The sequence below is a fragment of the Halarchaeum grantii genome, assembly GCF_014647455.2.
In the GTDB taxonomy this organism is placed as follows: Archaea; Halobacteriota; Halobacteria; order Halobacteriales; family Halobacteriaceae; genus Halarchaeum; species Halarchaeum grantii.
Genome location: NZ_BMPF01000001.1, coordinates 823,638 through 849,704, shown reverse-complemented (window position 1 = coordinate 849,704; position 26,067 = coordinate 823,638). Strand labels below are relative to the sequence as shown.

At 70.4% G+C, this 26,067-nt stretch carries 30 protein-coding genes and 1 tRNA gene; 22 read left to right on the top strand and 9 right to left on the bottom strand.

Going from position 1 to position 26,067, the window contains the following annotated elements:
• Positions 1-8: 8 nt before the first annotated feature.
• Positions 9-653: a ribonuclease HII gene (rnhB, locus tag IEY12_RS04635; RefSeq protein ID WP_188879634.1), complete on the bottom strand. Its 645-nt coding sequence runs from the start codon at positions 651-653 to the stop codon at positions 9-11.
• Entirely contained in the window at positions 650-1,942 is a 1,293-nt protein-coding gene (locus tag IEY12_RS04630; RefSeq protein ID WP_188879633.1) for a tRNA pseudouridine(54/55) synthase Pus10, read from the bottom strand. Before IEY12_RS04630 ends, rnhB begins: the two co-directional genes overlap by 4 nt.
• A gap of 98 nt (positions 1,943-2,040) precedes the next feature.
• Here IEY12_RS04630 and IEY12_RS04625 point away from each other — a divergent pair, with 98 nt between their 5' ends.
• From IEY12_RS04625 to IEY12_RS04595, 7 genes are all read left to right on the top strand, one after another.
• A complete protein-coding gene (locus IEY12_RS04625; protein ID WP_188879630.1) occupies positions 2,041-3,048 on the top strand; it encodes a DUF7544 domain-containing protein in 1,008 nt (335 codons plus the stop codon).
• 55 nt (positions 3,049-3,103) lie between these two features.
• Positions 3,104-3,700, top strand: coding sequence for a tRNA (pseudouridine(54)-N(1))-methyltransferase TrmY (trmY, locus tag IEY12_RS04620; protein ID WP_188879628.1), 597 nt, complete (start codon positions 3,104-3,106; stop codon positions 3,698-3,700).
• A 55-nt stretch (positions 3,701-3,755) separates the two neighbouring features.
• A tRNA-Pro gene (locus IEY12_RS04615) sits at positions 3,756-3,828 on the top strand.
• Between the two features lie 455 nt (positions 3,829-4,283).
• The gene (locus tag IEY12_RS04610) at positions 4,284-4,712 is read left to right on the top strand and encodes a type IV pilin domain-containing protein (protein WP_188879627.1); all 429 of its coding nucleotides are present in this window, start codon (positions 4,284-4,286) and stop codon (positions 4,710-4,712) included.
• Positions 4,712-5,209, top strand: a complete 498-nt coding sequence (locus tag IEY12_RS04605) for a type IV pilin domain-containing protein (protein WP_188879623.1) — start codon at positions 4,712-4,714, stop codon at positions 5,207-5,209. The genes IEY12_RS04610 and IEY12_RS04605 overlap by 1 nt, the downstream gene beginning before the upstream one ends.
• 135 nt (positions 5,210-5,344) lie before the next feature.
• Complete coding sequence (locus IEY12_RS04600; RefSeq protein WP_188879620.1) at positions 5,345-6,094, top strand: DICT sensory domain-containing protein; 750 nt, start codon at positions 5,345-5,347, stop codon at positions 6,092-6,094.
• 37 nt (positions 6,095-6,131) lie between these two features.
• A complete protein-coding gene (locus IEY12_RS04595; RefSeq protein WP_188879618.1) occupies positions 6,132-6,854 on the top strand; it encodes a profilin-fold protein in 723 nt (240 codons plus the stop codon).
• A 4-nt stretch (positions 6,855-6,858) separates the two neighbouring features.
• Here the strand turns inward: IEY12_RS04595 and IEY12_RS04590 are convergent, their stop codons facing one another.
• The gene (locus IEY12_RS04590) at positions 6,859-7,071 is read right to left on the bottom strand and encodes a hypothetical protein (protein ID WP_123075156.1); all 213 of its coding nucleotides are present in this window, start codon (positions 7,069-7,071) and stop codon (positions 6,859-6,861) included.
• Between the two features lie 115 nt (positions 7,072-7,186).
• Between IEY12_RS04590 and IEY12_RS04585 the strand changes: the two genes are divergently transcribed.
• The 12 genes from IEY12_RS04585 (at position 7,187) to IEY12_RS04530 (ending at position 17,743) form a co-directional block, all read left to right on the top strand.
• Positions 7,187-7,786: an NUDIX hydrolase gene (locus IEY12_RS04585; RefSeq protein ID WP_188879616.1), complete on the top strand. Its 600-nt coding sequence runs from the start codon at positions 7,187-7,189 to the stop codon at positions 7,784-7,786.
• A 45-nt stretch (positions 7,787-7,831) separates the two neighbouring features.
• Positions 7,832-9,325: a tRNA guanosine(15) transglycosylase TgtA gene (gene tgtA, locus IEY12_RS04580; RefSeq protein ID WP_188879614.1), complete on the top strand. Its 1,494-nt coding sequence runs from the start codon at positions 7,832-7,834 to the stop codon at positions 9,323-9,325.
• A gap of 115 nt (positions 9,326-9,440) precedes the next feature.
• Complete coding sequence (locus tag IEY12_RS04575; protein ID WP_188879612.1) at positions 9,441-9,716, top strand: ArsR/SmtB family transcription factor; 276 nt, start codon at positions 9,441-9,443, stop codon at positions 9,714-9,716.
• Positions 9,717-9,771: 55 nt separating this feature from the next.
• The gene (locus IEY12_RS04570) at positions 9,772-10,077 is read left to right on the top strand and encodes a DUF8036 family membrane protein (RefSeq protein ID WP_188879610.1); all 306 of its coding nucleotides are present in this window, start codon (positions 9,772-9,774) and stop codon (positions 10,075-10,077) included.
• Between the two features lie 174 nt (positions 10,078-10,251).
• The gene (locus tag IEY12_RS04565) at positions 10,252-12,267 is read left to right on the top strand and encodes a DUF7282 domain-containing protein (protein ID WP_188879607.1); all 2,016 of its coding nucleotides are present in this window, start codon (positions 10,252-10,254) and stop codon (positions 12,265-12,267) included.
• Positions 12,268-12,424: 157 nt separating this feature from the next.
• Complete coding sequence (gene arcS / locus IEY12_RS04560) at positions 12,425-14,185, top strand: archaeosine synthase subunit alpha (protein ID WP_188879599.1); 1,761 nt, start codon at positions 12,425-12,427, stop codon at positions 14,183-14,185.
• Positions 14,182-14,535 (top strand): DUF8048 family protein, encoded by a 354-nt coding sequence (locus IEY12_RS04555; protein ID WP_188879597.1) that lies wholly within the window; start codon positions 14,182-14,184, stop codon positions 14,533-14,535. Before arcS ends, IEY12_RS04555 begins: the two co-directional genes overlap by 4 nt.
• A gap of 62 nt (positions 14,536-14,597) precedes the next feature.
• A complete protein-coding gene (locus IEY12_RS04550; protein ID WP_188879594.1) occupies positions 14,598-15,791 on the top strand; it encodes a cation:proton antiporter in 1,194 nt (397 codons plus the stop codon).
• Between the two features lie 44 nt (positions 15,792-15,835).
• Entirely contained in the window at positions 15,836-16,315 is a 480-nt protein-coding gene (locus IEY12_RS04545; RefSeq protein WP_188879592.1) for a cation:proton antiporter regulatory subunit, read from the top strand.
• Positions 16,316-16,370: 55 nt separating this feature from the next.
• Positions 16,371-17,045 carry an AzlC family ABC transporter permease gene (locus tag IEY12_RS04540; RefSeq protein WP_188879586.1) on the top strand — a complete coding sequence of 225 codons (675 nt, stop codon included), beginning with the start codon at positions 16,371-16,373 and terminating at the stop codon, positions 17,043-17,045.
• Positions 17,042-17,389 (top strand): AzlD domain-containing protein, encoded by a 348-nt coding sequence (locus tag IEY12_RS04535; RefSeq protein ID WP_188879584.1) that lies wholly within the window; start codon positions 17,042-17,044, stop codon positions 17,387-17,389. Before IEY12_RS04540 ends, IEY12_RS04535 begins: the two co-directional genes overlap by 4 nt.
• Positions 17,390-17,392: 3 nt before the next feature.
• Entirely contained in the window at positions 17,393-17,743 is a 351-nt protein-coding gene (locus tag IEY12_RS04530; protein ID WP_188879579.1) for a VanZ family protein, read from the top strand.
• Here the strand turns inward: IEY12_RS04530 and IEY12_RS04525 are convergent.
• Positions 17,718-18,299, bottom strand: a complete 582-nt coding sequence (locus tag IEY12_RS04525) for an SRPBCC family protein (protein ID WP_188879577.1) — start codon at positions 18,297-18,299, stop codon at positions 17,718-17,720. The two genes, IEY12_RS04530 and IEY12_RS04525, sit on opposite strands and share 26 nt — an antisense overlap.
• A 91-nt stretch (positions 18,300-18,390) precedes the next feature.
• Between IEY12_RS04525 and IEY12_RS04520 the strand changes: the two genes are divergently transcribed.
• A complete protein-coding gene (locus IEY12_RS04520; RefSeq protein WP_188879575.1) occupies positions 18,391-19,470 on the top strand; it encodes an archaeosine biosynthesis radical SAM protein RaSEA in 1,080 nt (359 codons plus the stop codon).
• A gap of 188 nt (positions 19,471-19,658) precedes the next feature.
• Here IEY12_RS04520 and IEY12_RS04515 read toward each other — a convergent pair whose 3' ends face one another.
• The 3 genes from IEY12_RS04515 to purS form a co-directional block, all read right to left on the bottom strand.
• A complete protein-coding gene (locus IEY12_RS04515; RefSeq protein WP_188879573.1) occupies positions 19,659-20,870 on the bottom strand; it encodes an outer membrane protein assembly factor BamB family protein in 1,212 nt (403 codons plus the stop codon).
• A gap of 158 nt (positions 20,871-21,028) precedes the next feature.
• A complete protein-coding gene (purQ, locus tag IEY12_RS04510) occupies positions 21,029-21,700 on the bottom strand; it encodes a phosphoribosylformylglycinamidine synthase I (RefSeq protein WP_188879567.1) in 672 nt (223 codons plus the stop codon).
• A complete protein-coding gene (gene purS / locus IEY12_RS04505; protein WP_123075189.1) occupies positions 21,697-21,951 on the bottom strand; it encodes a phosphoribosylformylglycinamidine synthase subunit PurS in 255 nt (84 codons plus the stop codon). The genes purQ and purS overlap by 4 nt, the downstream gene beginning before the upstream one ends.
• Positions 21,952-22,116: 165 nt before the next feature.
• Between purS and IEY12_RS04500 the strand changes: the two genes are divergently transcribed.
• Entirely contained in the window at positions 22,117-23,082 is a 966-nt protein-coding gene (locus IEY12_RS04500) for a formyltetrahydrofolate deformylase (protein ID WP_188879565.1), read from the top strand.
• A gap of 92 nt (positions 23,083-23,174) precedes the next feature.
• Here IEY12_RS04500 and IEY12_RS04495 read toward each other — a convergent pair whose 3' ends face one another.
• Together IEY12_RS04495 and IEY12_RS04490 are read right to left on the bottom strand one after the other, a co-directional pair.
• Positions 23,175-24,011, bottom strand: coding sequence for a DUF3891 family protein (locus tag IEY12_RS04495; RefSeq protein ID WP_188879563.1), 837 nt, complete (start codon positions 24,009-24,011; stop codon positions 23,175-23,177).
• Positions 24,012-24,060: 49 nt separating this feature from the next.
• Positions 24,061-25,086, bottom strand: a complete 1,026-nt coding sequence (locus IEY12_RS04490) for a phosphoribosylaminoimidazolesuccinocarboxamide synthase (RefSeq protein WP_188879550.1) — start codon at positions 25,084-25,086, stop codon at positions 24,061-24,063.
• A 138-nt stretch (positions 25,087-25,224) separates the two neighbouring features.
• Between IEY12_RS04490 and IEY12_RS04485 the strand changes: the two genes are divergently transcribed.
• Positions 25,225-25,878, top strand: coding sequence for a bifunctional 4-hydroxy-2-oxoglutarate aldolase/2-dehydro-3-deoxy-phosphogluconate aldolase (locus tag IEY12_RS04485; RefSeq protein WP_188879543.1), 654 nt, complete (start codon positions 25,225-25,227; stop codon positions 25,876-25,878).
• The last annotated feature ends 189 nt before the right edge of the window (positions 25,879-26,067 follow it).

The window sequence follows — 26,067 nt, the reverse complement described above, 5'->3', positions numbered from 1 at the left end:
ATAAGCGCTCAGAACTCCTCGAGCGCGGACTGCTCGGCGGCCGCGAGGACGTCGTCGCACGTCGCCCACGACTCGCGCGCGCAGTCGGGGAGGCCGCCGGTCTCGGCGACGTAGGCGCGGAGGAACTCGCGCGTCGCGGGGTCGCTCGGGTAGCCGCTCCCGACGTCGTAGCCCGCGTGCGCTTCGGCGATGGCCTCGACGTGTCGGTCGCGCGCCACTTTCGCGACGATGCTCGCCGCGCCCACGATGGCGTGCGCGCCGTCCGCGCCGTGCTCGGCCACGAGGTCGATGTCGGCGTCCACGCGCTCGGCGACGCGGCGCCCGAAGCGCGCGGCGTCCACGTCCCCGCCGTCCACGACGCCCGCGAGGCCGTCCGTCGCGACCCGCCCGAGGGCGTCGGCGTGCGCCGCCACGGTCAGCGTGTTCATGTCGGTCGCCGGGTCGTCGATGCGCTCGACGCCGACCTCGGCGACGCCGACGTCCGCAACTGCCCGAATCCGCTCGTCGAGCGCCTCGCGGCGCGCGGGCGCGAGCGTCTTCGAGTCCCCGATTCCGTCCGGCAACTCCTCGGGGTCGCAGACGACGGCGGCCGCGAACATCGACCCCAGAACCGGGCCCTTCCCGGCCTCGTCCACGCCGAAGCGCCGCGTCATCCGTCCGACTCGACGAAGAAATCCGGGTCCCCGAAGGGCTCGTCCTCGCCCTCGACGGCGAGCACGTCGAGTTCCATCACGTGACACGCGGTCCCGAGCAGACCGGCGAGCGACGGCTCCGTCCGCCCCTCGTCGCTCGAGACGAGTTCCTTGATGTAGAGGCCGCCCTCGCCGTGGATCTCGACGGTCGCGTGCGTCTCGTCCTCGAGCTCGCCCGACACCGCGTAGGCCTCACGGATACGGGTCTTCGCCGCGCGGCGATGCGAGACGCGCTCGGGCGTGTTCTGCTCGATGGTCGCGCCGTCGAGGGAGTCGAGCGCCGTCTCGAAGGCCGCCTCGTCGACCGGCGCGTCGAACTGCACGCGCGCACGGTACGTCTTCGACGCGTCGAGCTCCTTCACGCGCTCGACCATGTCGTAGGTCGCGAGGCGCAGGCCCTCGACCTCGACCTTCCCGTCCGCGTGCTCGTTGACCTCGGCTTCGAGGGCGTCGACGTCCGGGAAGCGCGCCCGGGGGTGTTTCACCTCGACGACGAACGGTCGACCCGTCCCGAGCATCTTCGCGTCGATGTCCTCCCGGCCGGCGCCGTGGAACGAGGAGTCGTCGCCGTCCATCGCCTCCAGAATCGGGGGCGAGACGAGTTGCTCGACGGATTCGGCGTACATGTAGCCCGTGCCGTCGCAGTGGATGCAGGGCTCGCCCGCGCGCCGCCCGGTGCCGTTGCACTCCCGGCACGGCCACTCAGTCTGGGGAATCTCCCGCGAGAGCTTCCGATAGCGGCCGTAGACGAACGCCGGGTTCACCTGCACGTCCACGGACTCGTCGGCGACGTCGAGGACGAAGAGGACGTCCGGGCGCTCGAAGTCCACCTCGGTGTCCGTGAGGTGCCCGACGCGCTTGCCGACCTCGCGGTTGAACTCCGCCTTGAACGGCTCGCCGCCGTCGTCGTCGAGGCCCGCGCTCTCGCGCAGCAGCGTCTCGTTCTCCTCGACGAGCGGCGGCGCGCGCGTCCCCACCTGATAGGTCGCGAACTCCACGTCGCTGACGCCGCTCGCCGCGCGCTCCGCCCACTCGTCGAACGTCGCGCACAGCCCCTCGCAGACCCAGCACGCCTCCGTCTCGACGGGGTCGTGCGGGTCGTCGTCGTCGAGCTCGACGCTCACTCTGAGCGCCCGTCCGCGCTCCTCGTTCGTCAGCCCGAAGCTCCGGTCGGCGAACTGCCGGCCGAGACAGGCGTCGCAGACCGGGCCGTTCTCCACGACGGCCCGCGCGTCCTCAAGGATGCTCATACGCGACGTATCGACGCGCGCCGGGAGGAACCCTTCGGTCCGCCGTCGCCGGCCGCCCGGCACAACGCCTTTGCCCACAGTCGACGAACCCTCCCCGCATGGCCCTCCACGCCGTCGACGACGTGACGGACGCGCTCTCGACTACGACCGCCTTCCTCCGCAAGCTGACTCCCGTCGAGTGGCTGAAACTCGCGCTCGTCGCCGTCCTCACCGGCGGCGTCAGTAGCGGGTTCTCCGGCTCCGGGAACGTCAACACCGGCGACGTCGGGACCGTCCCGGACGCCGGCCTCCCCCACGGGTCGCTCGGTGACGTGCTCGCCACCGTCCCGCTCTGGGCGTGGGCGCTCCTCGGAGTCGCGCTCCTCCTCGGCGTCGCGTTCGCCGTCATCGGCGCCGCCCTCGAGTTCACGTTCGTCGACGCCCTCGTCACCGGCGACGTCGAACTGCGCGCCACCCTCGCCGACCACTGGGGGCAGGGCCTGCGCCTCTTCGCCTTCCGCTTCCTCCTCGGCACTCTCGTCCTCGGGGTGTTCGCGCTCGCCATCGCGCCCGTGCTGCTCGGCCTCCCCGTCGGCGCGCTCTTCCTCCTCCTGCTCCCCGTCGGCGTCATCCTCGCGCTCTGCGTCGCCGTCGTCCTCGGCTTCACGCGCGCGTTCGTCGTCCCCATCATGTACCGCGAGGGCGTCGGCGTCCTCGCCGGCTGGCGGCACTTCTGGGGCGTCCTGCGCGCGCATCCGAAGGAGTACGGCGTCTTCTTCGTCGCGAACCTCGTGCTGACGCTCGTCGGCGGCGTCGCCGTCGCCATCGTCCTCTTCATCGCGCTCGTCCCCGTGGTGCTCGTCCTCGGCCTCGTCTTCGGCCTCCCGTTCGTGCTCGCCGGCGCGGGCGGCGCCCTCGCGTGGACGTGGCTCGGCGCCGGCCTCCTCCTCGGGCTCCTCACCACCCTCCTCCTCGGCGGCCTCGTCTCCGCGCCCGTACAGGCCTATCTGCGCTACTACGCGCTCCTCCTCCTCGGCGACACCGAGACGAGCCTCGACCTGATCCCCGAGCGCCGCGCCGCCGCGCGGAACGACGACGCGGACGGCGACGGGGGCGACGCCGCCTGACGCGACCCGACCGGCGAGTCGCGGCGTTCAACACACTCCGCACCCTCCAACCCGTATGCGCCACTTCGTCGTTCACGGCCACGACGCCCCAACCACCGCCGACTTCGACCTCGCCGACCTCGCGGGCGGCGCCGGCCGCCTCGACGTCCTCTGCCGGTGCGTGAACTCCGCGGTGTTCCTCTCGCACGGCATCCGCGAGGACGTCCGGGTGTCGCTCGTCCTCGCCGACGACCTCACCGTCCGCTTCGAGGGGAGCGAACTGCGCTATCTCAACCCCGACGAGCGCAACATCGCGGGGATGCTCCGCAAAGCCATCGACGCCAAGGGGAACGCCATCGGCCACCGCGAAGCCAACCCCTCCCCCGGCGTCTACGTCTCGAAGCGCGGCTTCGAACCCACGCTCGACGACGCCGCCGCGCGCGGGACCGTCCTCGAACTCCACGAGGACGGCCGCCCCCTCCCCGACGTCGAACCACCCGCGGACCCGGTCTTCGTCCTCTCCGACCACCGCGACTTCACCGACGCCGAAGCCACGCACCTCGCCGATTCGAGCGACGAACGCGTCCGCGTCGGCCCCGAAATCCTCCACGCCGACCACGCCATCACCGTCGCGCACAACTACCTCGACACCGACGCCTACACGTCCTACTGACCCCCAGAGACCCTTTCGGAAGCGTTAAAGGCAATCGCCTCATCATTTCGAGTGCGGGCCGGTGGGGTAGCTTGGTATCCTTCGGCCTTCGGGTGGCCGTAACCGCGATTCAAATTCGCGCCGGCCCACTTTTCCCGCATTCCGAACACCGAACAGCGATTTCTCCTCGTCGTTCACTCACCGTCGCGCTCGCCGATCCGCCACGTCGAGCGCCGCCGCGAACGCCCGTAGACCGGTGTCCGCGCGTGGCCGACCCCGATGCTCCCGGCTCGGCATCGACGGCGAGCGTCCCACGCCTCGACGGCGCCGCCGCGCTCCGGTTCCGCGACGGTCGCCGTGTCGTGTCAGATAAACGGATTGTGTGGGTTGAGGCCGTATCGCGGGCGCTAACAAAGGTTTCGCCGGGATCGAACGCCATAATCGGCCATCCATTTTAAGTTATCTCCGAGTCAGATAGCACATAGACGCCGACCGCCGTCAGCAGAAGGGAGCGTAGCGACGGAGGCACCCACCTCCCGACCTACGCGATGGGAGTCGTACGACTCCTATATCGCTTCTGTGGCAGGGTTGGCGCATCACAACCATGAAACTAAGCAATCTGTTCAACGCGGACGACCGTGGCGTCTCCCCGGTGATCGGAGTCATCCTGATGGTCGCGATCACGGTGATTCTCGCGGCTGTCATCGGGACGTTCGTTCTCGGACTCGGCAGTCAGGTCGGGAACAACGCACCGCAGGCCAGCTTCGACTGGGATAGTGGAAATATGTCGTCGGTGAACGCGACGCTTCAGAGTAGCGGCTCGGCGATCTCCACGTCGGATTTGAACGTGACGTCGAGCCAATCCTCGGTCAACATCTCGAACCGTGGTTCGCTCAGTGACAAGCTCTCGGCGGGCGACACGTTACGCATCGAATCCGTCTCCGATTGGAATGACGGGCAGAAGGTGAACCTCGTCTGGAGTTCCGACTCCGGCCAGTCCTCGATCATCTCGTCGTGGACGTACAACGCCTAATGGAACTGAAGCAGCCCCTCGATGACGACCGTGGTGTCTCCCCGGTGATCGGAGTCATCCTGATGGTCGCGATCACGGTGATTCTCGCGGCCGTCATCGGGACGTTCGTCCTCGGACTCGGCAGTCAGGTCGGGAACAACGCACCGCAGGCCAGCTTCAGCTACGAATACGCGAACTTCTCCAGCTCGGGGAACCAGACGATCAGCATCACTAGTCAGGGGAGTAACTCCCCGATACAGGCGGAATCGGTCACCGTCTCTGTCAGCGGCGACACCATTTACTACGGTGAAAACCAGTCGTTCGTCTCCCCTGCACAGAGTAATGTAACGAAGGCCAGCAACAGCACGTGGCCCGCGGACAAGATTTCCGCCGGTGCCACGCTGAGGGCCCAGAGTGAGGCTGGCAATCCGTTCGGTACCGGTGAGACGGTCCGTGTCGTCTGGAGCTCCGGTTCCGGGCAGTCCTCGATCATCAGTTCGTCGACGACGCCGAGCTAACGTTCGCTGACTCGACGCCGCGGTTTTTCTTTCGCGCCCATCTGGAGAGCGACAGCTAACCGAGGTCGCGCCGGGGCGTCGCGCTGTCGGCCGCGAACACTTTTTACCCGTCGTGTGAACCGATGTGCTAGAAGGATGACGCTCTCGGAGTTCATCGAGGACGTGGACGCGCCGCAGGCGTCGCTGGTGGTGGTGAATCGCGACCAGCCGATGCCGGTCCAGCGGATGCTGGAGGGACTCTTCGAGGGCCAGCCGGTCGCGGTGTCGGAGGCCGACCTCCCCGAGGGCGAGCGCGATGTCGTGCTGTTGGTGCGCGACGGCGATATCGTGGCGTCCTCGCCGCTGTCGGCGGTGATGGACGCGGTCCTGCTGGTGAACTCGGACCTGTTCATCACGGGGTCGCGGGGGCTGGAGGACGCGGAGCTACCGGCGGTGCTGGCGGGCTTGGAGGACACCCGCTTCGACGTCCGCGGGTATCCGGAGACGGAGAAGGACAAACTCCTCCTGATCGCGGTGTCGCGTGCGATCGAGCGCGAGGCGTGGCTGGCGGGCGAGGGCAGACTGCGCTCGGCGTTCCAGCGGCTCTCGCGGATGAACGACGAGTCGGGGACGCGCGCGGTCTACGAGACGCTCGCGGAGACGGACGTGGACGTGCACGTCTACGGGACGCCGGACTGGATGCCGCCCGTGGGGTTCGACGTGACGGCGCACGCGGGCTACGGCGACGACTTCCGAAGGGGGTGGTTCGTCGTGTTCCGGCGCCCCGAGGGCGGCGGGACGGCGCTCGTGGCGTACGCGGACACGCCCCGGCAGTGGTCGGGGTTCTGGACGAGCCGCGACGACGTCGTCGACGCGGTCGCGAAGGACGTCGCCTATCGCCTGTGAGCGTGAACGCTATCCGCGTCGCCACCCTCGGGGACCCATGACCGAGGGGTTGGACGCGGACGTGCCGTCGGCGGAGGCGACGGCGGCGGAACGCGACGCCGTCGTGGCGCGGGTGCGCGAGCACGCGGGGCGACTCGCCTACGAACTCGCGCGGCTCAAGGGCGGCGACTACGGCCGACGGACGTTCCGCGTCGATGGCGGCGAGTGGACGCTGAAGTACGAGGCGGGCGACGTGGACTTCCTGCGCTTCGAGGGGCGCTCGGGCCTCGACGTCTACGTGGTCTCCTCGAAGGCGGACCCGGACGCGGGCGAGTTGGCGACGGCGATGGAGCACTACGACGAGTTCGTCGCGGCGTTCGAGGCGTACGTGGCGTCGCTCGCGGGCGTGCTCGACGGCGTGCCCGAGGAGTTCCCGCCGGTGGCGTCGACGGGCGAGGTAGCGGCGGAACGCGACCGTATCGTCTCGCGCATCGAGGACGCCGCGGACCGGATGGCGGCGGAACTCCACCGCGTCGAGCCCACGGAGTACGGGACGTTCGCGGCGACGGTGGATGGGACGCGCTGGGAGCTGAAGCGCGAGGCGGCGTCGGCGTCCTACGTTCGGGCGGGCGGCGAGGGCGGCGTCTACCTCGTCTCGCAGTACGCGCCGCCGTCGCCGGGCGACGTCCGCGAGTACGCGCCGGGGTTCCGGGGGTTCGTCGAGGCGTTCAACGCCGACATCGCGGAGCTGAGCGACTCCCTCGACGGCGTCGAGCTCTGAGCTCTCAGTCGATGTAGCCGAGGCGTTCGAGGCGCTCCGCGACCTCGGGGTCGAGGTCGGTGTGTTCGAGGGCGTCGCGCCCGGCGGCGTCGCGCTCTTCGAGGATGGTGAGGAGCTGGAGCGACGTCCGGAGCTTGTAGTGGACGTCCGGGTCGTCGGTCTCCTCGAGGAGCGATTCGAGCATGGTCCGGATGGTCTCGATGGGCGTGTCGGTCATACGCCATCTCGTCGTGGAATGCTGATAAACCATGCCGCTGTTCTCGGCCGGTGCGCACTCGGACGGTCGCGCGGAACCGAAACGGCGAGGGGGACGCGGGCCGAGCGCTCACTCGATGAGCGACGACGCCGACAGCGAGGACGCCGACGACGCGCGCGACGCGCTCGCGTGGGAGACGACGGACAGCGACGTCGCCTACGACTGCCCGGGCTTCGACGTCGTCCACGAGGACGTCGTGCTCCCGGACGGCACCGAGAGCGACTTCGACTACCTCGACGAGGCCCCCTCCGTCGTGGTCCTGCCGCTCACGCCGCAGGGCGACGTCGTCGTCATCGAGGAGTGGCGACAGGCCGTCAAGCGCGTGAACCGCGGCCTCCCGGCGGGCGGCGTCGAGGACGCGGACGCGGACCTCGCGGACGCGGCGCACCGCGAACTCACCGAGGAGACGGGCTACGAGGCCGAGCGCGTGGAGAAGCTCGCGTCCTTCGAGCCCACGAACGGCGTCGCGAACGCCCGCCACCACTACTTCGTCGCGTACGGCTGTACGCCCTCGGGCGAGCAGGAACTCGACTTCAACGAGAGCATCCGCGTCGAGGAGACGACGCGCGACGCCCTGCGCGGGGCGCTCAGACGCGACGACCTCCGGGACGGCCGGGCGGCGCTCGCGCTCCTCTACTACGAGACGTTCGGCCCGGAGGCCGAGTTCCGCGCGTAGGCGGACAACACAACCCTTAGTCGTTCGCCGCGCGAAACGCGAGCAATGAGAGACGTCTTCGAGATCCGTGCGCAGGACGCCGGCGGGCGCATCGGCGACCTGCGCGTCCCGCGTGCGGACGTGACGGTGGAGACGCCCGCGCTCCTCCCCGTCGTCAACCCGAACCTCATCACGGTCGACCCGTCGCGCTTCTCCGAGTTCGGCGCGCAGATGCTCATCACGAACTCCTACATCATCAAGCAGGACGAGGACCTCGCCGAGCGCGCACGCGAGGAGGGCCTCCACGACCTGCTGGGCTTCGACGGCGCCATCATGACCGACTCGGGCTCCTTCCAGCTCGCCGAGTACGGCGAAATCGAGACCGACACGGAGGAGATCCTCCGCTTCCAGCACGACATCGGGAGCGACGTCGGGACGCCAGTGGACATCCCGACGCCGCCGGACGTTCCGCGCGAGCGGGCCGCGGAGGAGCTCCGAACCACGCAGGAGCGCCTCGAACTCGCGGAGACCGTGGACGTCGGCGAGATGCTCGTGAACGCGCCCGTGCAGGGCTCGACCTACCCGGACCTCCGCGAGGACGCCGGCGAGCACGCCTACGGGACGGACCTCGACGTCTTCCCGGTCGGCGCGGTGGTGCCGATGATGAACCAGTACCGCTACGACGACATGGCGCGCGCCGTCGCGGGCGCGAAACGCGGGTTGGGGCGGGACGCGCCCGTCCACCTCTTCGGCGCCGGCCACCCGATGATGTTCGCGCTCGCGGTCGCGCTCGGCTGCGACCTCTTCGACTCGGCGGCGTACGCCATCTACGCGCGCGACGACCGCTACCTCACCGTCCACGGCACCGAGCACCTCCCGGACCTCGAGCACTTCCCGTGCTCGTGTCCGGTCTGCGTCGAGCACACGCCCGAGGAGGTGCGCCGGATGCCGGACGCGGCGCGCGAGGAACTGCTCGCCGAGCACAACCTCCACGTCTCCTTCACGGAGCTCCGCCGCGTGAAGCAGGCGGTCCGCGACGGCGACCTCATGGAGCTCGTGGAGGCGCGCTCGCACGCCCACCCCCGCACGCTCGACGGCTACCGGGCGTTCCTCGACCACGCCCGCCAGTACGAGGCGAGCGACCCCGCGAGCAAGGACACCTTCTTCTACACCTCCGCCGAGTCCGCGCGCCGCCCCGAGGTCATCCGCCACCGCGAGCGCCTCGACCGACTCTCCCCGGAGGGCCACGTCCTCCTGACGGAGGGCCCGCGCCACCGCGACTACGACGACTGCTGGCACGTGAAGCCGCCGTTCGGCCCCTACCCCCGCGAGCTCTCAGAGACGTATCCGCTGACGGCCGAAATCCCGGAGAACATGGACCGCGAGGGCTACGAGGCCGCCGCGAAGGCCGTCGCGCGCCTCGCCGGCGAACACCCGGACGTCGAGTTCACGCTCGCCCACGACAGCTGGCCGGGGGACGCCCTCGATTACGTGCCGCCGCGTGTCGCGCTCGTCGACCTCCGCGAGGAGCGCCTGGAGGGGCCGCAGACCGAGCCGTAGGCTCGGTCGAACGAGCGAGCGGTGAAACCGCGAGCGAGCGACGAGCCGCCGTTCTTCGGCGTCGGTACAGCGGGTGGCGATGGCCTTACGTACGCCCGGGGTGACGGTGGGGACGATGGAGGCCGTTCTGTGGTACGTGCTCACCGGGACGCGCGGCGGGCCGAACCGCGCCCGCATCCTGCGCGCCCTCGACGCGCGGCCGCGGAACGCCAACCAACTCGCCGAGGACTTAGACCTCGACTACAAGACGATCCGCCACCATCTCGACGTTCTCACGGACAACGACGTGGTGCAGAAGAGCGGCGACGACTACGGCGCCGTCTACCTCCCCTCGGAGCGTGCGCGGAGCAACTGGGGGACCGTCGAGGACGTCCTCGAGAAGGTGGAGTGAGTATGGAGGAATTTGGGAAAGTGCCTATACGCGCCGACGTCGAACGGTGGGACAGATGAGCCTCTGGGCCGACGCCGCGAAGGTCGCGACGGGACTGAACGTCGTGCTGTTAGCGGTGCTGCTCGCGGTCTGGGTGCGCAACTACCTCCAGTTCCGCTCGAAGCACACGCTCGGCCTCGCGCTCTTCTGCGTCTTCCTCCTCGCGCACAACGCCGTCTACTTCTACATCTACCTCGTCGACCCGATGCTCTCCGGGTGGTTCTCGACGGCGGTGCCGGTGCTCGTCTGGCGTTTCCTGATGGCGCTCGCCGTCTTCGAGACGCTCGGCCTCGCCGTCCTCGCGTGGACGACGCTCGACTAACTGATTCCTGATACGTTCTCTCGGTTCGGCTCGGCGACGCGACCGAGTGGCGACGCGAACACTCGAACGAGGCGGGCCGAAATACACGAAAACGACCAAACCGGGATCGAGTGGGAACGAATTTGGGTGAGAGTCCGGAAAATAGTCTTTAGGTGATACGTCCTCGTTCGGGCCATGCGACGACAACTCGCATCCGTACTGGTCGTCGCGGTGGTGCTCGTCGGCGCGGTGCCGGCGGGCGCGGCCGCAGCGAGCACAGCCCCGGACGAACCCGCGGACATGCACGCGCCCGCGGTGTCGTTCTCGAACCAGAGTAGCGGCGGGACGGTCGTCACGGTCGACTCGGTGACGCTCCCGGACGGCGGCTTCGTCGCCATCCACGACGCCTCCGTCACCGAGGGGAACGTCCTCGGGAGCGTCGTCGGTACGTCGCAGTACCTCGCGGCGGGCACCCACGAGTCGGTCGAGGTCCGCCTCGACGAGCCCCTGAGCGAACTCGGGACCCGGACGCTCGTCGCGATGCCTCACGCGGACTCGGACGGTGACCGCGCGTACACGTTCGTCGCCTCGAACGGCGAGACGGACGGACCCTACACCGCCGGCGGGAGCGCCGTCGTCGACACCGCGAGCGTCGACGTCTCGGCCTCTGTCTCGATGAGCGACCAGCCGACCGACGGGTCGAGCGTCGTCGTCGACCGCGTCGAACTCGCGCAGGGCGGGTTCGTGACGGTGCACGACGCCTCTGTCACGGAGGGGGCGGTCTTCGAGTCGATCCGCGGCACCTCCGCCTACCTCGACGCCGGCGTCCACCGCGACGTCCGCATCGACCTCGACGCGAACGTCACGCAGAACGCGACGCTCGTCCCGATGGCGCACCGCGACACGAACGACGACATGGCGTACGACTTCCCGGCCTCGGACGGCGAGACGGACGGTCCGTACACGGCTGACGGCTCCGCCGTCGTCGACACCGCGTCCGTCACCGTCGGGCAGTCCGCGATGGTCGCCTACGGCGGCGGCGCGACCGGCGGCCACCACGTCAGCGTGGATTCGGCCTACCTCCCCAACGGCGGGTTCGTGACGGTGCACGACGCCTCTGTCACGGAGGGGGCGGTCTTCGAGTCGATCCGCGGCACCTCCGCCTATCTCGCGCCCGGCCTCCACCGGAACGTCTCCGTGACGCTCGACGCGCCCGTGGAGAACGACACGACGCTCGTCCCGATGGCGCACCGCGACACGGACGACGACATGGCGTACGACTTCTCGGCCTCGGACGGCGAGACGGACGGTCCGTACACGGCTGACGGCTCCGCCGTCGTCGACACCGGTGCGGTGACCGTCTCCGCCGCCATCACCTACGGCCCGACCGCCGCCGACGGGGCCACCGTCACCGTCCCCGTCGTCGACCTCTCCGAGGGCGGCTACGTGACCGTTCACGGGCCGTCGCTCTACGCCGGCGACGCGTTCGGGAGCGTCCTCGGCACCACCGAGTACCTCGACGCGGGCGTCCACCGCAACGTCACGGTGACCCTCGACGAGCACGTCCGCTCGACGCGCCTCCTCACCGCGATGGCGCACACGGAATCGAACGACAACACGGCGTACGAGTTCGTGTCGAGCGAGGGCGCGAACGACGGACCCTACACCGCGAACGGGAGCGCCGTCGTCGCCGCCGCACAGACCGACGTGAACGCCCACGTCGCCATCGGCGCCCAGTCCGGCGACGGCGCGAACGTCACGGTCGACTCCGTGACGCTCGCCGACGGCGGGTTCGTGACGATTCACGACGCCTCGGTCACGGAGGGAGCGGTCTTCGAGTCGATCCGCGGCACCTCCGCCTACCTCGCGCCGGGCACCCACGAGAACGTCACCGTCTCGCTCGACGCGCCCTACGAGGGCGACGGGACGCTCGTCGCGATGGCCCACCGCGACACGAACGCGAACATGGCGTACGAGTTCGCGTCGAGCGAGGGCGCAAATGACGGCCCCTACACCGCGAACGGCGCGGCCGTCCTCGACACCGCGAGCCTGAGCGTCGCGGGCGCGAGCACGACGACCGACGCGACCACCACGACGGCCACGAGCACGTCGATGGGTGAGACCACCTCCGGTGGCTCGCCCGGCTTCGGCGTCGCGCTCGCCGTCCTCGCGCTCGTCGGCGCCGCGCTCCTCGCGCTCCGCCGCGACTGACGCCACCGCAACGACCGACGAGTCGGGCGCGTGACGCGACGGCCCGCACGCGCCGTCACGCACGCGCCCCGGACCGCGTCGGTGTCGCGCCCGCGCGGCACGCGGCGCACCGACGAGTAAGGCAAGACAGTTCTTTCTGCGTCCCCGAAACCCCTCCATGACCGACTACTTCGAGGTCCACGCGCGGGACGCCGCCGCCCGCATCGGCGAGTTGCGTCTCGCCGACCCCGTGGAGACGCCGGCGCTCGCCGACGACGTCGTCGAGGACGCGGGGAGCCTCTGGAACGCCGAGCGCGAGCTGCCCGAGGGGAGCGAGGAGCACGTCACGGTTCTCCCCCACCGGGCCTTCCCGAGCGGCACCGCCGAGGAGGTCCAGGAGTCCTTCGCCGTCGACCACCCCGACGTCGACTACCCGAGCGGCGTCGTCGTCTCGCCCGAGACCGCGGAGACCCACGGCGCGGACGTCTACGTCGTCTCGGGCGCGCCCGGGTTCGTCGGCCACGGGAGCGCCTTCCGCGACGCCGTCATCGACGTCCGGGAGGCGATTCCCGACGACACCGCGCTCTACCTCTCGGGCGTCGCGACACCGTCGAACGTCGCGACGCTCGTCTACGCGGGCGTCGACCTCGTGGACGCCGACCGCGCCGTCGTGCGCGGGACGCAGGGCCGCTACCTCACCACGGAGGGCGCACACGACCTCGACGACCTCGAGGAACTCCCGTGTGCGTGCCCGGCGTGCCAGCGCCCGCTCGCGGAGTTCGGGCGCGAGGCCTGCGCCGAGCACAACGTGAACGCCCTCGAGGCGGAACTCGCGCGCGTCCGCGGTCGGATCAAGCAGGGGCGACTCCGGGACTACATCGAGGGCCAAGCCCGCCACGAGGCGTGGACGACCGCCGCGTTCCGCGAGTTCGACCAGCAGTGGCGCTACGTCGAGGAGCGCACGCCCGTCGAGCGCGACAGCCTCCTCCTCGCCGCGAGCGAGGACACCCTGCGGCGCGTCGAGATACAGCGCTTCGCCGAGCGCGTCACCGCCCGGTATACGCCGCGCCTCGACGACTACCCGCTCCTGCTGGTGCCGTGTTCGGCGCGCAAGCCCTACTCGGACTCGCAGAGCCACCGGCAGTTCCAGGACGCCGCGAACTATCGCGGGCACGTCGTCTCGATGACCTCGCCCATCGGCGTCGTCCCCACCGAACTCGAACTGACGTACCCCGCCCAGCACTACGACTCGGTGGTGACGGGCCGGTGGACGGAGAACGAACTCGACTTCGTCGCGCGGGTGCTCGAGCGCTACCTCGACCGGACGGACTACCCGCGAATCGTCGCGCACGTTCCCGACGAGGGCTACGAGGAGATCGTGCGGCGCGCGACCGCCGACCGCGACATCCCCGTCGAGTACACGGTCGTCGACCACCCGACGACGGACGAGTCGCTCGGCGAGCTGAACGCCGCCCTCGCGGGCGAGGACCAGATCTGGGTGCAGGAGCGCGAGGCCGCCACCCTCCGCGCCGTCGCGGACTACCAGTTCGGCGACGGCGCCGGGGACGAGCTCTTCCCCGAGGACGACTTCACCCTGCAGGGCCGCTACCCCAAACTGCAGGCGCTCGACGGTGAGGGCGAACAGCTGGCGGCGCTCGTCCCGCAGTACGGGACGCTCTCCCTCTCGCTCGCCGGCGCGCGGGCGTGGGTCGAGAGCGCCGTCCCGACGAAGCGCGTGGAGATCGACGCGTTCGTCCCGCGCGGCAACGTCCTCGCGCCGGGCGTCGTGGCCGCCGACGACTCGATCCGCCCCGGCGACGAGGTCGTCGTCGAGGGCCCCGAGGCGTTCGCGGTCGGGCGCGCCGCCGTCCACGGCTCCGCGATGGCGGACGCGACCCGCGGCGTCGCCGTCGACGTCCGGCACAGCGTCGAGAAGTGACGCACCCGCTCCCCCCGGACGCCGTCGAAGCCGCCGCCGCGGAGCACGACCTCGCCGTCGAGCGCCTCGACGCCCTCCTCGCCCGCGTCGCGGACTACTTCAGCGGAAAGGAGTTCGCGCTCGAACGCCAGTACGAGGCCGTCCTCGACGCCGACGACGGGCGGGTCCTGCTCGCCGACGCGGCGTTCTGGTCGCGCACCGGGACCGCGCTCGGCTACGACGAGGCGGAGACGGCCGCCGTCCGCGCGGCCCACGAGGCGACGCTCCGACTCGCCGGCCGGCACGAGGAGCGCGACGCCGAGTTCGCGAGCGCGCTCGAGATACGGACCGCCGTCGTGCTCGGGCGCTGAGCACGCCGAGCGATCGAACCGGCATCGCTTAAGTGCGCGCGCCGAGCGAGTAGGGACGAACGATGGCGGGCGCACTCCTCCTCGAAGCCGGCGTGATGTTCGCCGCAATCGCCGCCGTGAGCTTCCTCGCGGCGCGTCTCGACCTCTCCCCGATCCCGTTCTACATCCTCGTCGGGATGGCGATCAACGAGTTCGTCCTCGGGCGCTACGGCCTCCCCTACGTCACCGAGACCGCGTTCGTCGAGATCGGCGCCGAACTCGGCATCGTCTTCCTCCTCTTCTTCCTCGGCCTCGAGTTCAACCTCGAACGCCTGCTCGCCGACCGCCGCCGCATCGGCGCCTCCGGCCTCATCGACCTCGGCGTGAACTTCACCGTCGGCTTCGCACTCGGCTATCTGCTCTTCGGTGGCGCCGTCGCCGCCGTCGTCTTCGCCGGCATCGTCTACATCTCCTCCAGCGCCGTCATCACGAAGACGATGCTTGACGTCGGCTGGATCGCGAACCCGGAGAGCGGCCCGCTCCTCGGCACGCTCGTCTTCGAGGACCTCGTCATCGCAATCTACCTCGCTGTCGTCGGTGCCGCCGTCCTCGGCGGTGGCTCCATCGGCGCCGCCGCCCAGTCCGTCGGCGTCGCGCTCGGCTTCCTCCTCGCGCTCGCGCTCTTCGTCTACGTCGGAACGCGCGCGCTCGAACGCCTCCTCTCCACGACCTCCGCCGAGTACTTCGTCCTCCGCGCCGTCGGGACGACCGTCCTCATCGCGGGCGCCGCGCTCGCGATCGGCGTCAGCGAGGCCGTCGCCGCCTTCTTCGTCGGGATGGCGTTCAGCTCCACGTCGTTCGTCCACGACCTCGAGGAGTCGCTCGCGCCCCTCCGGGACACCTTCGCCGCCGTCTTCTTTTTCTGGATCGGCCTCGTCACCGACCCGTTCTCCTTCCTCGGCGTCCTCGACCTCCTCGCCATCGCGGTCGTCGTCACCCTCCCCGCGAAGGTCATCAGCGGCTTCTACGGCGGGCGCGTCTACGGCCTCGGCGACCGGCGCTCGCTCCGCGTCGGCCTCGCGATGGTGACGCGCGGGGAGTTCTCGCTCATCATCGCCGCGACCGCGCTCGCCGGCGCCGGCGCCGCCCTCCCCGCCGAGACCGCACAGACCCTCTACGCGTTCACCGTCGGCTACGTCCTCGTGATGAGCATTCTCGGCACCGTCCTCATCCAGACGTCCGGCGTCTTCGAGCGCTACCTCCCCGCCGGCGGCTGAACGCCCGGCAGTATCCTTTTCTCCGGGCCCCGCGAAGGGGCGCCATGAGCATCTTCGAGACCGACATCCCCGGCGTCGGCCGGCGCTTCGAGATGGAGCTCACCGGGGGCACGCGGCTCGTCACCGTCGTCCACCACGACGGTCGCTGCGAGCTCTTCCGCCGCGACGGCGAGGACGCCGACGGCGAGAAGATCCTCGACCTCAGCGGCGATCAGGCGAACAAACTCGGCTCCATCCTCGAGGGCGCCTACTTCGAGTCCGTCGACGTCGACGAACTCACCGTCCCGCTCGGCGACGCCATCCTCGAGTGGGTCGAGGTCACGCCCGACTCCCCGCTCGCCGAGGAGGCGCTCGCGGACACCGATATCCGCGCGGAGACCGGCGTCTCGGTCATCGCCGTGCAGCGCGACGACGAGACCATCCCGAACCCCGGCCCCGACTTCGTCATCGAACCCGGCGACCTCCTCGTCACCGTCGGGACGCGCGAGGAGCACGCCGCGTTCGCCGACCACGTCGAACCCTGAGCGCGTCCGCGTCGCCTTCGGTGGGTGTTTATCCCCGCGCCGTCCACCGGTTCGTATGGACCGCCACGCTCTCGGACGCGGCGTCCGCGACGCCGCCCCGCTCCTCCTCGGCATCGTTCCGTTCGGCCTCGTCGCCGGCGTCGCGTCCGTCGAAGCCGGCCTGACGCTCGCGCAGGCGCTCGGCCTCTCCGTCTTCGTCTTCGCGGGCGCCTCCCAGCTCGCCGCGCTCTCGCTCATCGAACAGGGGAGCGCGTTCGCCGCCATCGTCGCCACCGCCGTCGCGGTCAACCTCCGTATGGGGATGTACTCGGCGTCCATCGCGCCCTACTTCGAGAAGTACGCGACGCGCTGGCGCGCCCTCCTCGCCTACTTCCTCACCGACCAGGCGTTCGCGCTCTCGCTCGCCGCCTACCGCGACTCCGACGTCGACCACCGCTGGTACTACCTCGGCGTCTCCATCACGCTCTGGGTCGTCTGGCAGCTCACCACCGCGCTCGGCGTCTTCCTCGGCACCGGCGTCCCCTCCTCGTGGGGACTCGGCTTCACCGTCCCGCTCGTCTTCCTCGCGCTCCTCGTGCCCGCGATCGAGGGCGTCCCCCACGCCGCAGCGGCCGCCGTCGCCGCCGCCGTCGCCACCCTCGGTGCCGGCTGGCCGTTCAACGTCGGCCTGCTCGTCGGCGCTGGCGCCGGCATACTCGTCGGCCTCGTCGTGGAGGCGAGTCGCCGATGACGTCATTCGACGCGCTCACGCTCTGGGCGCTCATCCTCGCCATCGGGATTCCCACCTTCCTCATCCGCTACTCGTTCATCGGCCTCCTCGGGCGTCTCGGCGACGTCCCAGACTGGACGGAGCGCGTGCTCGCGTTCGTCCCGGCGGCCGTGCTCGCCGCCCTCGTCGTCCCCGACGTCGTCACGGTTCAGTCGACGCTCCTCGGGACGCTCGGACAGGACCGCGTGCTCGCGGGCGCCGTCGCCGCCGCCGTCGCGTGGCGCACCGAGGACGTCCTCGCCACCATCGCGAGCGGCATGCTCGCACTCTGGACGGTCCGGTTCGTCCTCCCGATGGTGCTCTGAGCGATGCGCCGGCGCCTCGTGGTCCTCGGCGTCGCGCTGGCCGTCGTCGTCGCCTCCCTCCTCCCCGGCGCGGGCGCGCCGACCGCCGGCGGCCTCCCGTGGGACAAACTCGCGCATATGCTCGGCGGCGCGGCGCTCGTCCTCGCGAGCGCGTGGGCGCTCCGGCGACGCGACGGCCGCGCGCTCCTCGCGTGCGCCCTCCTCGCCGTCCTCGTCGGCGCCGGCATCGAACTCGCGCAGGCGTTCGTCCCCGGCCGGCACCCGTCGCTCCTCGATTTGACCGCCGACGCCGTCGGCGCCGCGCTCGGCGCGCTCGCCGTCCGCCTCCTCACGCGCGCCAGTCCGGGTCCTTGACGGCGCGCTCGCTCTCCGGGCCGTCGACGGCCGCGAGACGTGCTCCGACGGCCTCGAAGAACGCGTTCGCACACCGCGCGGCCGCCGCCTCCACGGGGCGACGGCCGTGCGCCGCGAGCACGCCCGAGACGTCCGCCCGTGCGGTCAGCGTGACGCGACACCCGCCCTCGGACGCCGCGACGGTGAGCGACACCGCCGCCGCGACGTCAACCTCGTCCGCGTGTGCCTCGACCTCCGTCGCGAGCCGCGGATAGTCGCGCTCCGTGACGGCGACCGTCCCGTCGAGCGCCACATCGACGCCGCGGACGCGCGCCGCCAGCGTCGCGTCGTAGCGCTCGCCCTCGGCGACGCACCTCGCCTCGCGGGTCGCGGGGTCGGCGGCGAGTAGCCGCGAGAGCGAGCGACGCGAGCGCGTCCGACCGGCGGACGAGAGCGACACACACCCCGGGAGGGTGTCGCCGACCGTTCCCGGGTCGGAGAGGGCGACCCACACGTCCCTCGGCGGGGCATCGAAGGCGTGCTCGACGGTGACCGTGGCCGAAACCGACGCCGGCATACGCGGACGCAGTCGCGCGCGCCGGGTACGCGTTGTGGCCGCACACCGGGGACCGCGGAGGTTTTACGCGCTCGCGGGCTTCGTTCGAGTAATGAGTCAGCCGTCCCCGGAAGTCTACGAGCAGGGGCGCGGGATGGACGCGCACAATCAGGTGATGCGCGAACTCCGCGCCGAGAAAGGGGCCAAGAACTACGACCCGCACGAGCCGACGCGCGTCTGGCTCGACGAGGACAACACGCCCGACGGCGTCTATCAGAGCCTGACGATCATCCTGAACACGGGCGGCTGTCGCTGGGCGCGCGCCGGCGGCTGCACGATGTGCGGCTACGTCGCCGAGTCCGTCGAGGGCGGGAGCGTCGGCCACGACGCCCTCATGGACCAGATTCAGGCCTGCCTCGACCACGAGGCCGAGGAGGCCGAGGAGGAAGCCGGGCTCGTGAAGATCTACACCTCCGGGAGCTTCCTCGACGAGCGCGAGGTTCCCGCCGAAACTCGAAAAGCCATCGCCGACGTGTTCGCGGACCGCGAGCGCATCGTCGTCGAGAGCCTCCCGGATTTCGTGGAGGCCGAGCGCGTCTCCGACTTCACGGACGTCGGCCTCGAGACCGACGTCGCCGTCGGCCTCGAGACCGCCACGGACCGCGTCCGCCACGACTGCGTGAACAAGTACTTCGACTTCGCTGACTTCGAGGACGCGGCTCGTGAGGCGCGCTCCGTCGGCGCCGGCGTCAAGGCCTACCTCCTGATGAAGCCGCCCTTCCTCTCCGAGTCCGAGGCCGTCGCGGACATGAAGCGCTCCATCGAGCGGTGCGCGGCCGTCGAGGGCTGTCACACCGTCTCGATGAACCCGACGAACGTCCAGCGCTACACGATGGTCGACCAACTCCACTTCCGGGGCGGCTATCGCCCGCCGTGGCTCTGGTCGGTCGCCGAGGTGCTCGAGGAGACCGCCGACGAGGACGTCATCGTCGTCTCCGACCCTGTGGGTAACGGCTCCGACCGGGGCCCGCACAACTGCGGGGAGTGTGACGACCTCGTCTACGAGGCCATCAAGGACTTCGACCTCCGACAGGACCCGAGCGTCTTCGAGGAGGTCTCCTGCGGGTGCGAGCTCACGCACGACGCCGTTCTCGAACGCGAGACGGCCTACAACCTCCCGCTGGCGGAATAGGCGGCTCTGAGCGGCAGCGAAGAACCGCCATCGACCGAACGGCGACCGGCGGGCCGTGAGGAGTCGGGCCGAGCGAACGCGAGGGGCGACCGGACGTCCGAGCGGGGAAGGGACGACCCGCGAGGAACCGGTCGGTTCGGGAACTCCTTCGGTCGTCTCGACCCCCAGTTACTGGTGGCCGGCCGCGCTCAGTCGCTGACGCGCACGACACCGGGGTCGCGGCCGTGACCGGCGTAGTAGAGCGCGCTCCCGCGAACCGAGGGCGCACTCGTGAGTGCGGGTCGGGTATCCAGCCCGAGCGACCACGTCGTCTCGCCGCTCGCGGCGTCGAGTGCGTACAGCGTCTCGTCCCCGAGCGCGAACCGCGTATCGGCGGCGACGACCGGCGGACGCGGCCCGAGGTCGACGTCGAGTTCTCTCGTCCACTTCGCGGCTCCGTCGGTCACGTCGAACGCCGCGAGCGCGCCGTCGGGTGACTGGACGTGGAGCGTGTCGCCGCTCACGGCGGCGTATCCACTCCCGTTCTCCGGCAGTGCGACGGACGCGCGCCACTCCGTCGCCCCGTCGTCGAGTGCGAGCGCGTACACGTCGCCGCGATGTGCCGCGTAGTACAGGTGGCTCTCGCCGACCACGAGCGGGACGGTACTCTCCGGGAGGTCGTGCCGTCGCCAGCGCTCCTCGCCCGACATCGGGTCGAGGGCGGCGACACCGGTCGTCCCCTCGCTCGCACCCACGGTCGTGTACGCGACGCCGTCGCGGGCGACGACGGACGCGGCAGACTCCCCTGCGTCGTAGTGCCAACGCTTCTCGCCGGTTTCGGGGTCGCGACCGTAGACGATCCCGCCGTCGTCCGTGAGGAGGGTGTCCGCAGCGAGAACGGGCGCGTTCGACACCGCTCCGTAGCCACCCCGGTCGGTTCGCCAACAGAGCTCGCCGTTCCGTCCGTCGTACGCCGCCACGAACTCCGCCGTCGAGACGAAGACCGCGTCTCCGGCGACCGTCGGCGTCGACTTCCCGTACGGATAGCGAACCGACCACGACCCCGTCGCGGAGTCGAGTCCGAAGCCGCGATACGCGCCCGCCTCGCCGTTCCCGTCGCTGTACCCCACGATACCGCGGCCACCGGCGAGCGTTACCGAGGTGCCGGTCGCGATGGCGACGGCCGCGACGCTGGAAACGGCCGGGTCGCCGGACGGCCCGCTGTCGGCCGTACCGCCGGTGTTCGCGAAGTCGTGTTGGTAGGTCGGCCACGCCCCGGCGACGTCGCCGACGGGGGCGTCCCGTTCGTGAACCCGGTCGGCTCCCGCGACGACACGACCGATACACCCCGTGAGGGAGGCGAGCGCCGTCGCTCCCGTCGCTGCGAGCAGTCCGCGGCGCGTCTGTGCGTTGGAGGGCATCGCACTAGTGTCGCGACCGAACTGGTAAGTAACTTGTCTCTATTCCGGGACGGGTGACGGCCGTTCGGAAGCCCGTCGTGCTCGCGTCATCGCCGGGAGGGATTACGCGAACGCGGTCGCAACGCAGTTGCTCCTTGCCCGCGTAACTGCTTCGCCAGTTACGCGAACGCTTCCAACACGCCCTGCCCGTCCGTCCCGCCGAGGAGCGGGAGCGCGGCGCGCTCCGGGTGGGGCATCATGACCGCGACCGTCTCGTCCGCGCCGAGGAGGCCCGCGACGTTGTGCTTCGAGCCGTTCGGGTTCGCATCGTCAGTGACGTTTCCGTCGGCGTCGCAGTAGCGGAAGAGGACCCGATTCTCGTCCTCGACGGCCGCCAGTTCGGCGTCGGGAATCTCGAAGCGCCCCTCGCCGTGCGCGATGGGGAACTCGACGACGTCGCCCTCATCGTAGGCGGCCGTCCACGGCGTGTCGGCGCGCTCGACGCGGAGGTTGACGTGCTCGCACTGGAAGCGCGCCGAGCGGTTCGTCGTGAACGCGCCCGGCGTCAGGCCGGCCTCGCAGCCGATCTGCGCGCCGTTGCAGATGCCGAGGACGGGCGTGCCCGACTCGGCGGCCTCCCGGACGTCGTTCAGGATCGGCGAGCGCGCCGCCATCGCGCCCGCGCGGAGGTAGTCGCCGTAGGAGAACCCGCCCGGCAGGACGACACCCTCCGTGTCGGCGGGGAGGCCGTCCTCGTGCCAGACGATGTCGGCGTCGACGCCGACCGTCTCGAGCGCGCGCACGGCGTCGCGGTCGCAGTTCGACCCGCCGAATCGAATCACGGCGATCATTCGCGCGCGGCGACCTCCACGTCGTAGTCGTGGATGGTCGGGTTCGCGAGCAGGCGCTCGGCCATCTCCTCGGCCCGCTCTGCGGCGGCGTCCGCGTCCGCGGCGTCGAGGTCGAGCTCGAAGCGATCCATCGAGCGCAGCTCGTCGAGCTCGAAGCCGAGGCGCTCGAGGGCGTGCTTCGTCGTCTCGGCCTCGGGGTCGAGGACGCCGCGCTTGAGTCGGACGGTCACCGTCGCGGTGTAGGCGCTCATCGCGTGAGGGTGCGTGTCCGTGGTCAAAAAGCCTTCTGAAACGACGGGGTGTTACACGTTCGTGCGACATCGCCCGGGAGCGGCCCGAAGACGCGGGCCTTTTCACTACGCGCCACGTTCGAAACGCTGTATGTCTGCGTTCGACAGCCAGCGGAGGTGGTCGCGATGACGAGCGAATTCGCCGAGATTACCGTCGTCGGAGGAGACAAGACGGGAATCGTCGCGAACGTCACCTCCGCGCTGTTCGAGCGCGGGATCAACATCGAGGACATCGACCAGGCCGTCCGCGAGGGCACCTTCCGGATGACGCTCCACGCGGACATCTCCGAGATGGTCTGCACGCGCGAGACCCTCCGCGAGAGCCTCGACGACATCGCCGCCGACCTCGGCGTCGACGTCACCGTCCGCTTCCCGATCGAGGAGGTCGCACGCGGCCTCGCGCTCCTCGTCACGAAGGAGTCTCACCCCCTCGAGTACATCCTCGAGCGCCGCGACGAACTCGACGCCGAGATCCGCGTCATCGTCGGCAACCACTCGAAACTCGAAGGCCTCGCCGACGCCCACGACGTCCCCTTCTACGACATCGGTACCGACTCGGGCAAGCCCGACGAGGAGCGCCTCCTCGAACTCTTAGAGGAGTACGAGGTGGACTGCATCGGCCTCGCGCGCTACATGCGCATCCTCTCACCGGACGTCGTCTTCCGCTACGAGGGCCGCATCATCAACGTCCACCCGAGCCTCCTCCCCGCCTTCCCCGGCGCGGAACCCTACCGGCAGGCGCTCGACGCCGGCGTCCGCATCGCGGGCGTCACCGGCCACTACGTCACCACCGACCTCGACCAGGGGCCGATCATCGCCCAGCGCGCCTTCGACGTCCCGCCCGAGGCCGACCGCGCCGACCTGAAGGCGCGCGGCCAGCCCGTCGAGGCCGAAGTACTCTTCGAGAGCCTGCGCCTCCACCTCAACGACGACATCGCCGTTCATAGAGGGAAAGTCGAGTTCCGTGGCGACCCTGAGGAGTACCAGCTCGGTCTCACCCCCGAGGCGCGCGACGCGAACCCGAACGCGCCCGTCGACGACGCCCTCGATGTCGAGGGCGCCGACCCCGTCGAGCCGAACACGGACGACTAACGCCCTTCTCGCTCCCCGATTTCTGCCGACCCAGTAGTTTCCGGCGACCGCTTTTCACGCGGAGCGGCACGCCACGCCGATTCGCGCGCTCTTCAGGCGATGACCGTCAGTTCGGCCCGTCGGACGTCCGCCTCGAAGTACGCCGCGACGAGGTCGTCGGCGTCCACGGGGACGATTCGGCGTGGTATCGTCACCGAGAGCGATGGCACGTCGAAGGGGTACGGGTCGAGGCGAAGCGTCGCCGGCCCGACGGGCGAGACGTCGATACTGGTGGTGTCGCCGTCGCCCGTCGGCACGGGCCCGATCGTCGTCTCTTCGTAGCGCGCGCTGTCGCAGACGTAGAGCGAGAGGGAGTCGAGCGCCTGCAGGAGGAGGTAGTTCCGCCAGAGCGGGCTCCGGATCGCGCCCGCGGGCGCGGCGCCCTCGGCGTGAAGGTCGTCGAGGACGTCGCGCTCGCGCTCGCCGACGTCGTACGCGTCGCCGTCCGCGAGGGCGGCGAGGAGGTCGTCCTGCCGGGCCTCCTGTGCGGCGACGAACGCCGCGTAAGGCGCGCGGTCGCTCAGGTCGAGGATCTCGGTGCGGACGCCGTAGCCGCCGCGTCGGAGGCCGGCGGCGTGCATCGACGTGAGGAGGCCGGCGTAGGGGTCGATGTCGGCGACGACGTCCACGCCGCGCGCGTAGAAGTCGACCCAGTCGTCGCCGTCCGCCTCGACGAACCCCACCGGGTCGCCGTCGCCGTCGAGGCGCGGGCGCGTGTCGTAGTCGCTCCACCCTTGGTCGTGGTGCTCGGCGGCGACGACGAGCGGGTGGCGCGGCTCCGGCGTGGCGACGGCGTCGCTCCCCCAGTGGCGCGCGAAGCGCCCGGAGAGCGCCGCGTGCGCGGGCTGCGTGACGAAGCGGTAGCGGCCTGCGGCCTCCGTGACGATCATACACCTCGCTAAGTGCCCGAGCACCAAGAAGGAGGGCGGAGAAAAGTAACTAGAGGTCGCGAACGGCGTCCACGGCGGCCTCGACGTCCGGCGCGTCGAACCAGTCACTATCGGTGTAGGCGTTCGTCCCGGCGCGATAGAGGTCGGAGACGGCGTCGATGACGTCGGCGGGGAGGGGGTCGGGGGCGGCCTCGCAGAGGTCGCGCCAGTCGGCGACGCCGCGCTCGTCGGCCTCGGCCTTCGCGGCGCTCACGGCGTCGACCCACGCGGGGTCGTAGGACTTGTAGTACTGCCGGACGACCTCCTTCGAGACCTGCTGGTCGCCGTAGGCGAAGCGGTTCTCGTCGAAGGTGCCGACGACGTCCGCGACCTGAACCGTGCCGTCGACGTACGCGCACTCGATCTTGCCGTCCTGGTGGTCGAAGCCGCCCTCGCTGGCCTGCTCGGTGACGACGTGGTTCACGGCGAGCGCGAGCTCTTCGAGGGCGTCCACGTCGGCGTCGCCCGCGATGCGGTCGGCCTCCGCGCGCGAGAGGTAGCGGTCCTGCTCCTCGTACTTCGTGGAGAACTCGACGACGGGCTCCGGGAGCGTGACGGGTTCGTCCGGCCACTCCTCGACGTCGAGGCCGTAGTCGGCGGGCGCGCCGCGCGAGCGCAGACTCGACCCGACGGGGACGGTGTTCCGGAAGACGATTTCGAGGGGGATGATGTAGTTCGTGCCCGCCCCACCGTGGTAGGCGTCGTAGTCGTAGGCGCCACCCTCGAAGGGGAGGTCGGGGACCTGCACGAGGTCGATGACCATCTCCGTCGGCGGCGCGCTCGCCTCGCCGAGTTCGACGACCTCGCCGGTTTCGGGGTCGACGACGCCCTCGTAGTGCGTCGGGACGTGGTTGACGTCGAGGAGCTCGAAGTTGTACGCGCCCATCGTGCAGAGCGCGGCGCCCTTCTGCGGAATCTCGTCGGGCATCTTCCCCCAGTCGAAGACGCTGTAGTCGTCGGTGAACGCGAACCGACCGCGGCCGGGTGCGTCGGCTGTCGGGGCGTCCTTGACCACGAGGTCCTTCACGCTCGTCATACCCGCCTCTCGGACAGCCGGGGACTAAGGGGTTTCCATCGACGTGCCTATCACTCGACTCCTCTCCATAGAGTTATACACGAACGTGGTTCTTTCGTCCCACCTGCATTTATGCCGTCCCGGCGGCGAGAAACGGGTATGTCGTCACACCCGACTCTACAGGAACTCACCGATTGCGGCGTCGTCGCGGTCATGCGCGGCCTCGACCCGGAGACGCTCGTCGAGACCGGCGACGCCCTCCGCGAGGGCGGCGTCACCACCATCGAGGTCACCGCCGACTCGCCGGGCGCCATCGAGGGCATCCGCGAGCTCGCCGACCACTTCGAGGGCACCGAAGTCCACGTCGGCGCCGGCACCGTCATCGACGAGGAGACCGCGAACGCGGCGCTCCGCGCGGGCGCGCAGTTCGTCGTCTCCCCGTCGCTCCACGAGGAGGTCATCGAGACGTGCAGCCGCTACGGCGTCGTCTGCGCGCCCGGCGTCATGACGCCCACGGAGGCCGTCACCGCCTACGAGGCGGGCGCGGACGTCGTGAAGGTCTTCCCCGCGAAGACGGTCGGCCCCTCGCACGTCGGCGCCATCAAGGGCCCGCTCGGCCAGATTCCCATCATCCCCACGGGCGGCGTCGGCCCGTCGAACGCACAGGAGTACGTCGAGGCGGGCGCCGTCGCCGTCGGCGCGGGGGGCTCGCTCATCGACGAGGACGCCATCGAGCGCGGCGACTTCGAGGTCATCACCGAGAACGCGGAGGAGCTCGTCGCCGCCGTGGAGGCAGGCCGTGGGGCCGAGTGAGCGCCAGCGAACGAGGGCCCACGAAGACGCGAACGCCGAGCGCGAGTGAGCCGCGAGCAGGCCGTCGTTCGGACTGAGCGGGCTCGGCGACGCGAGAGAGAACGACGCGGAAGCGAGCGGCGATAGCCGCGAACGGGACGCGAGCGGTGAGCGGTAGCGAGCCGCGAGCAGGACGCCGGGCCGAGTGAC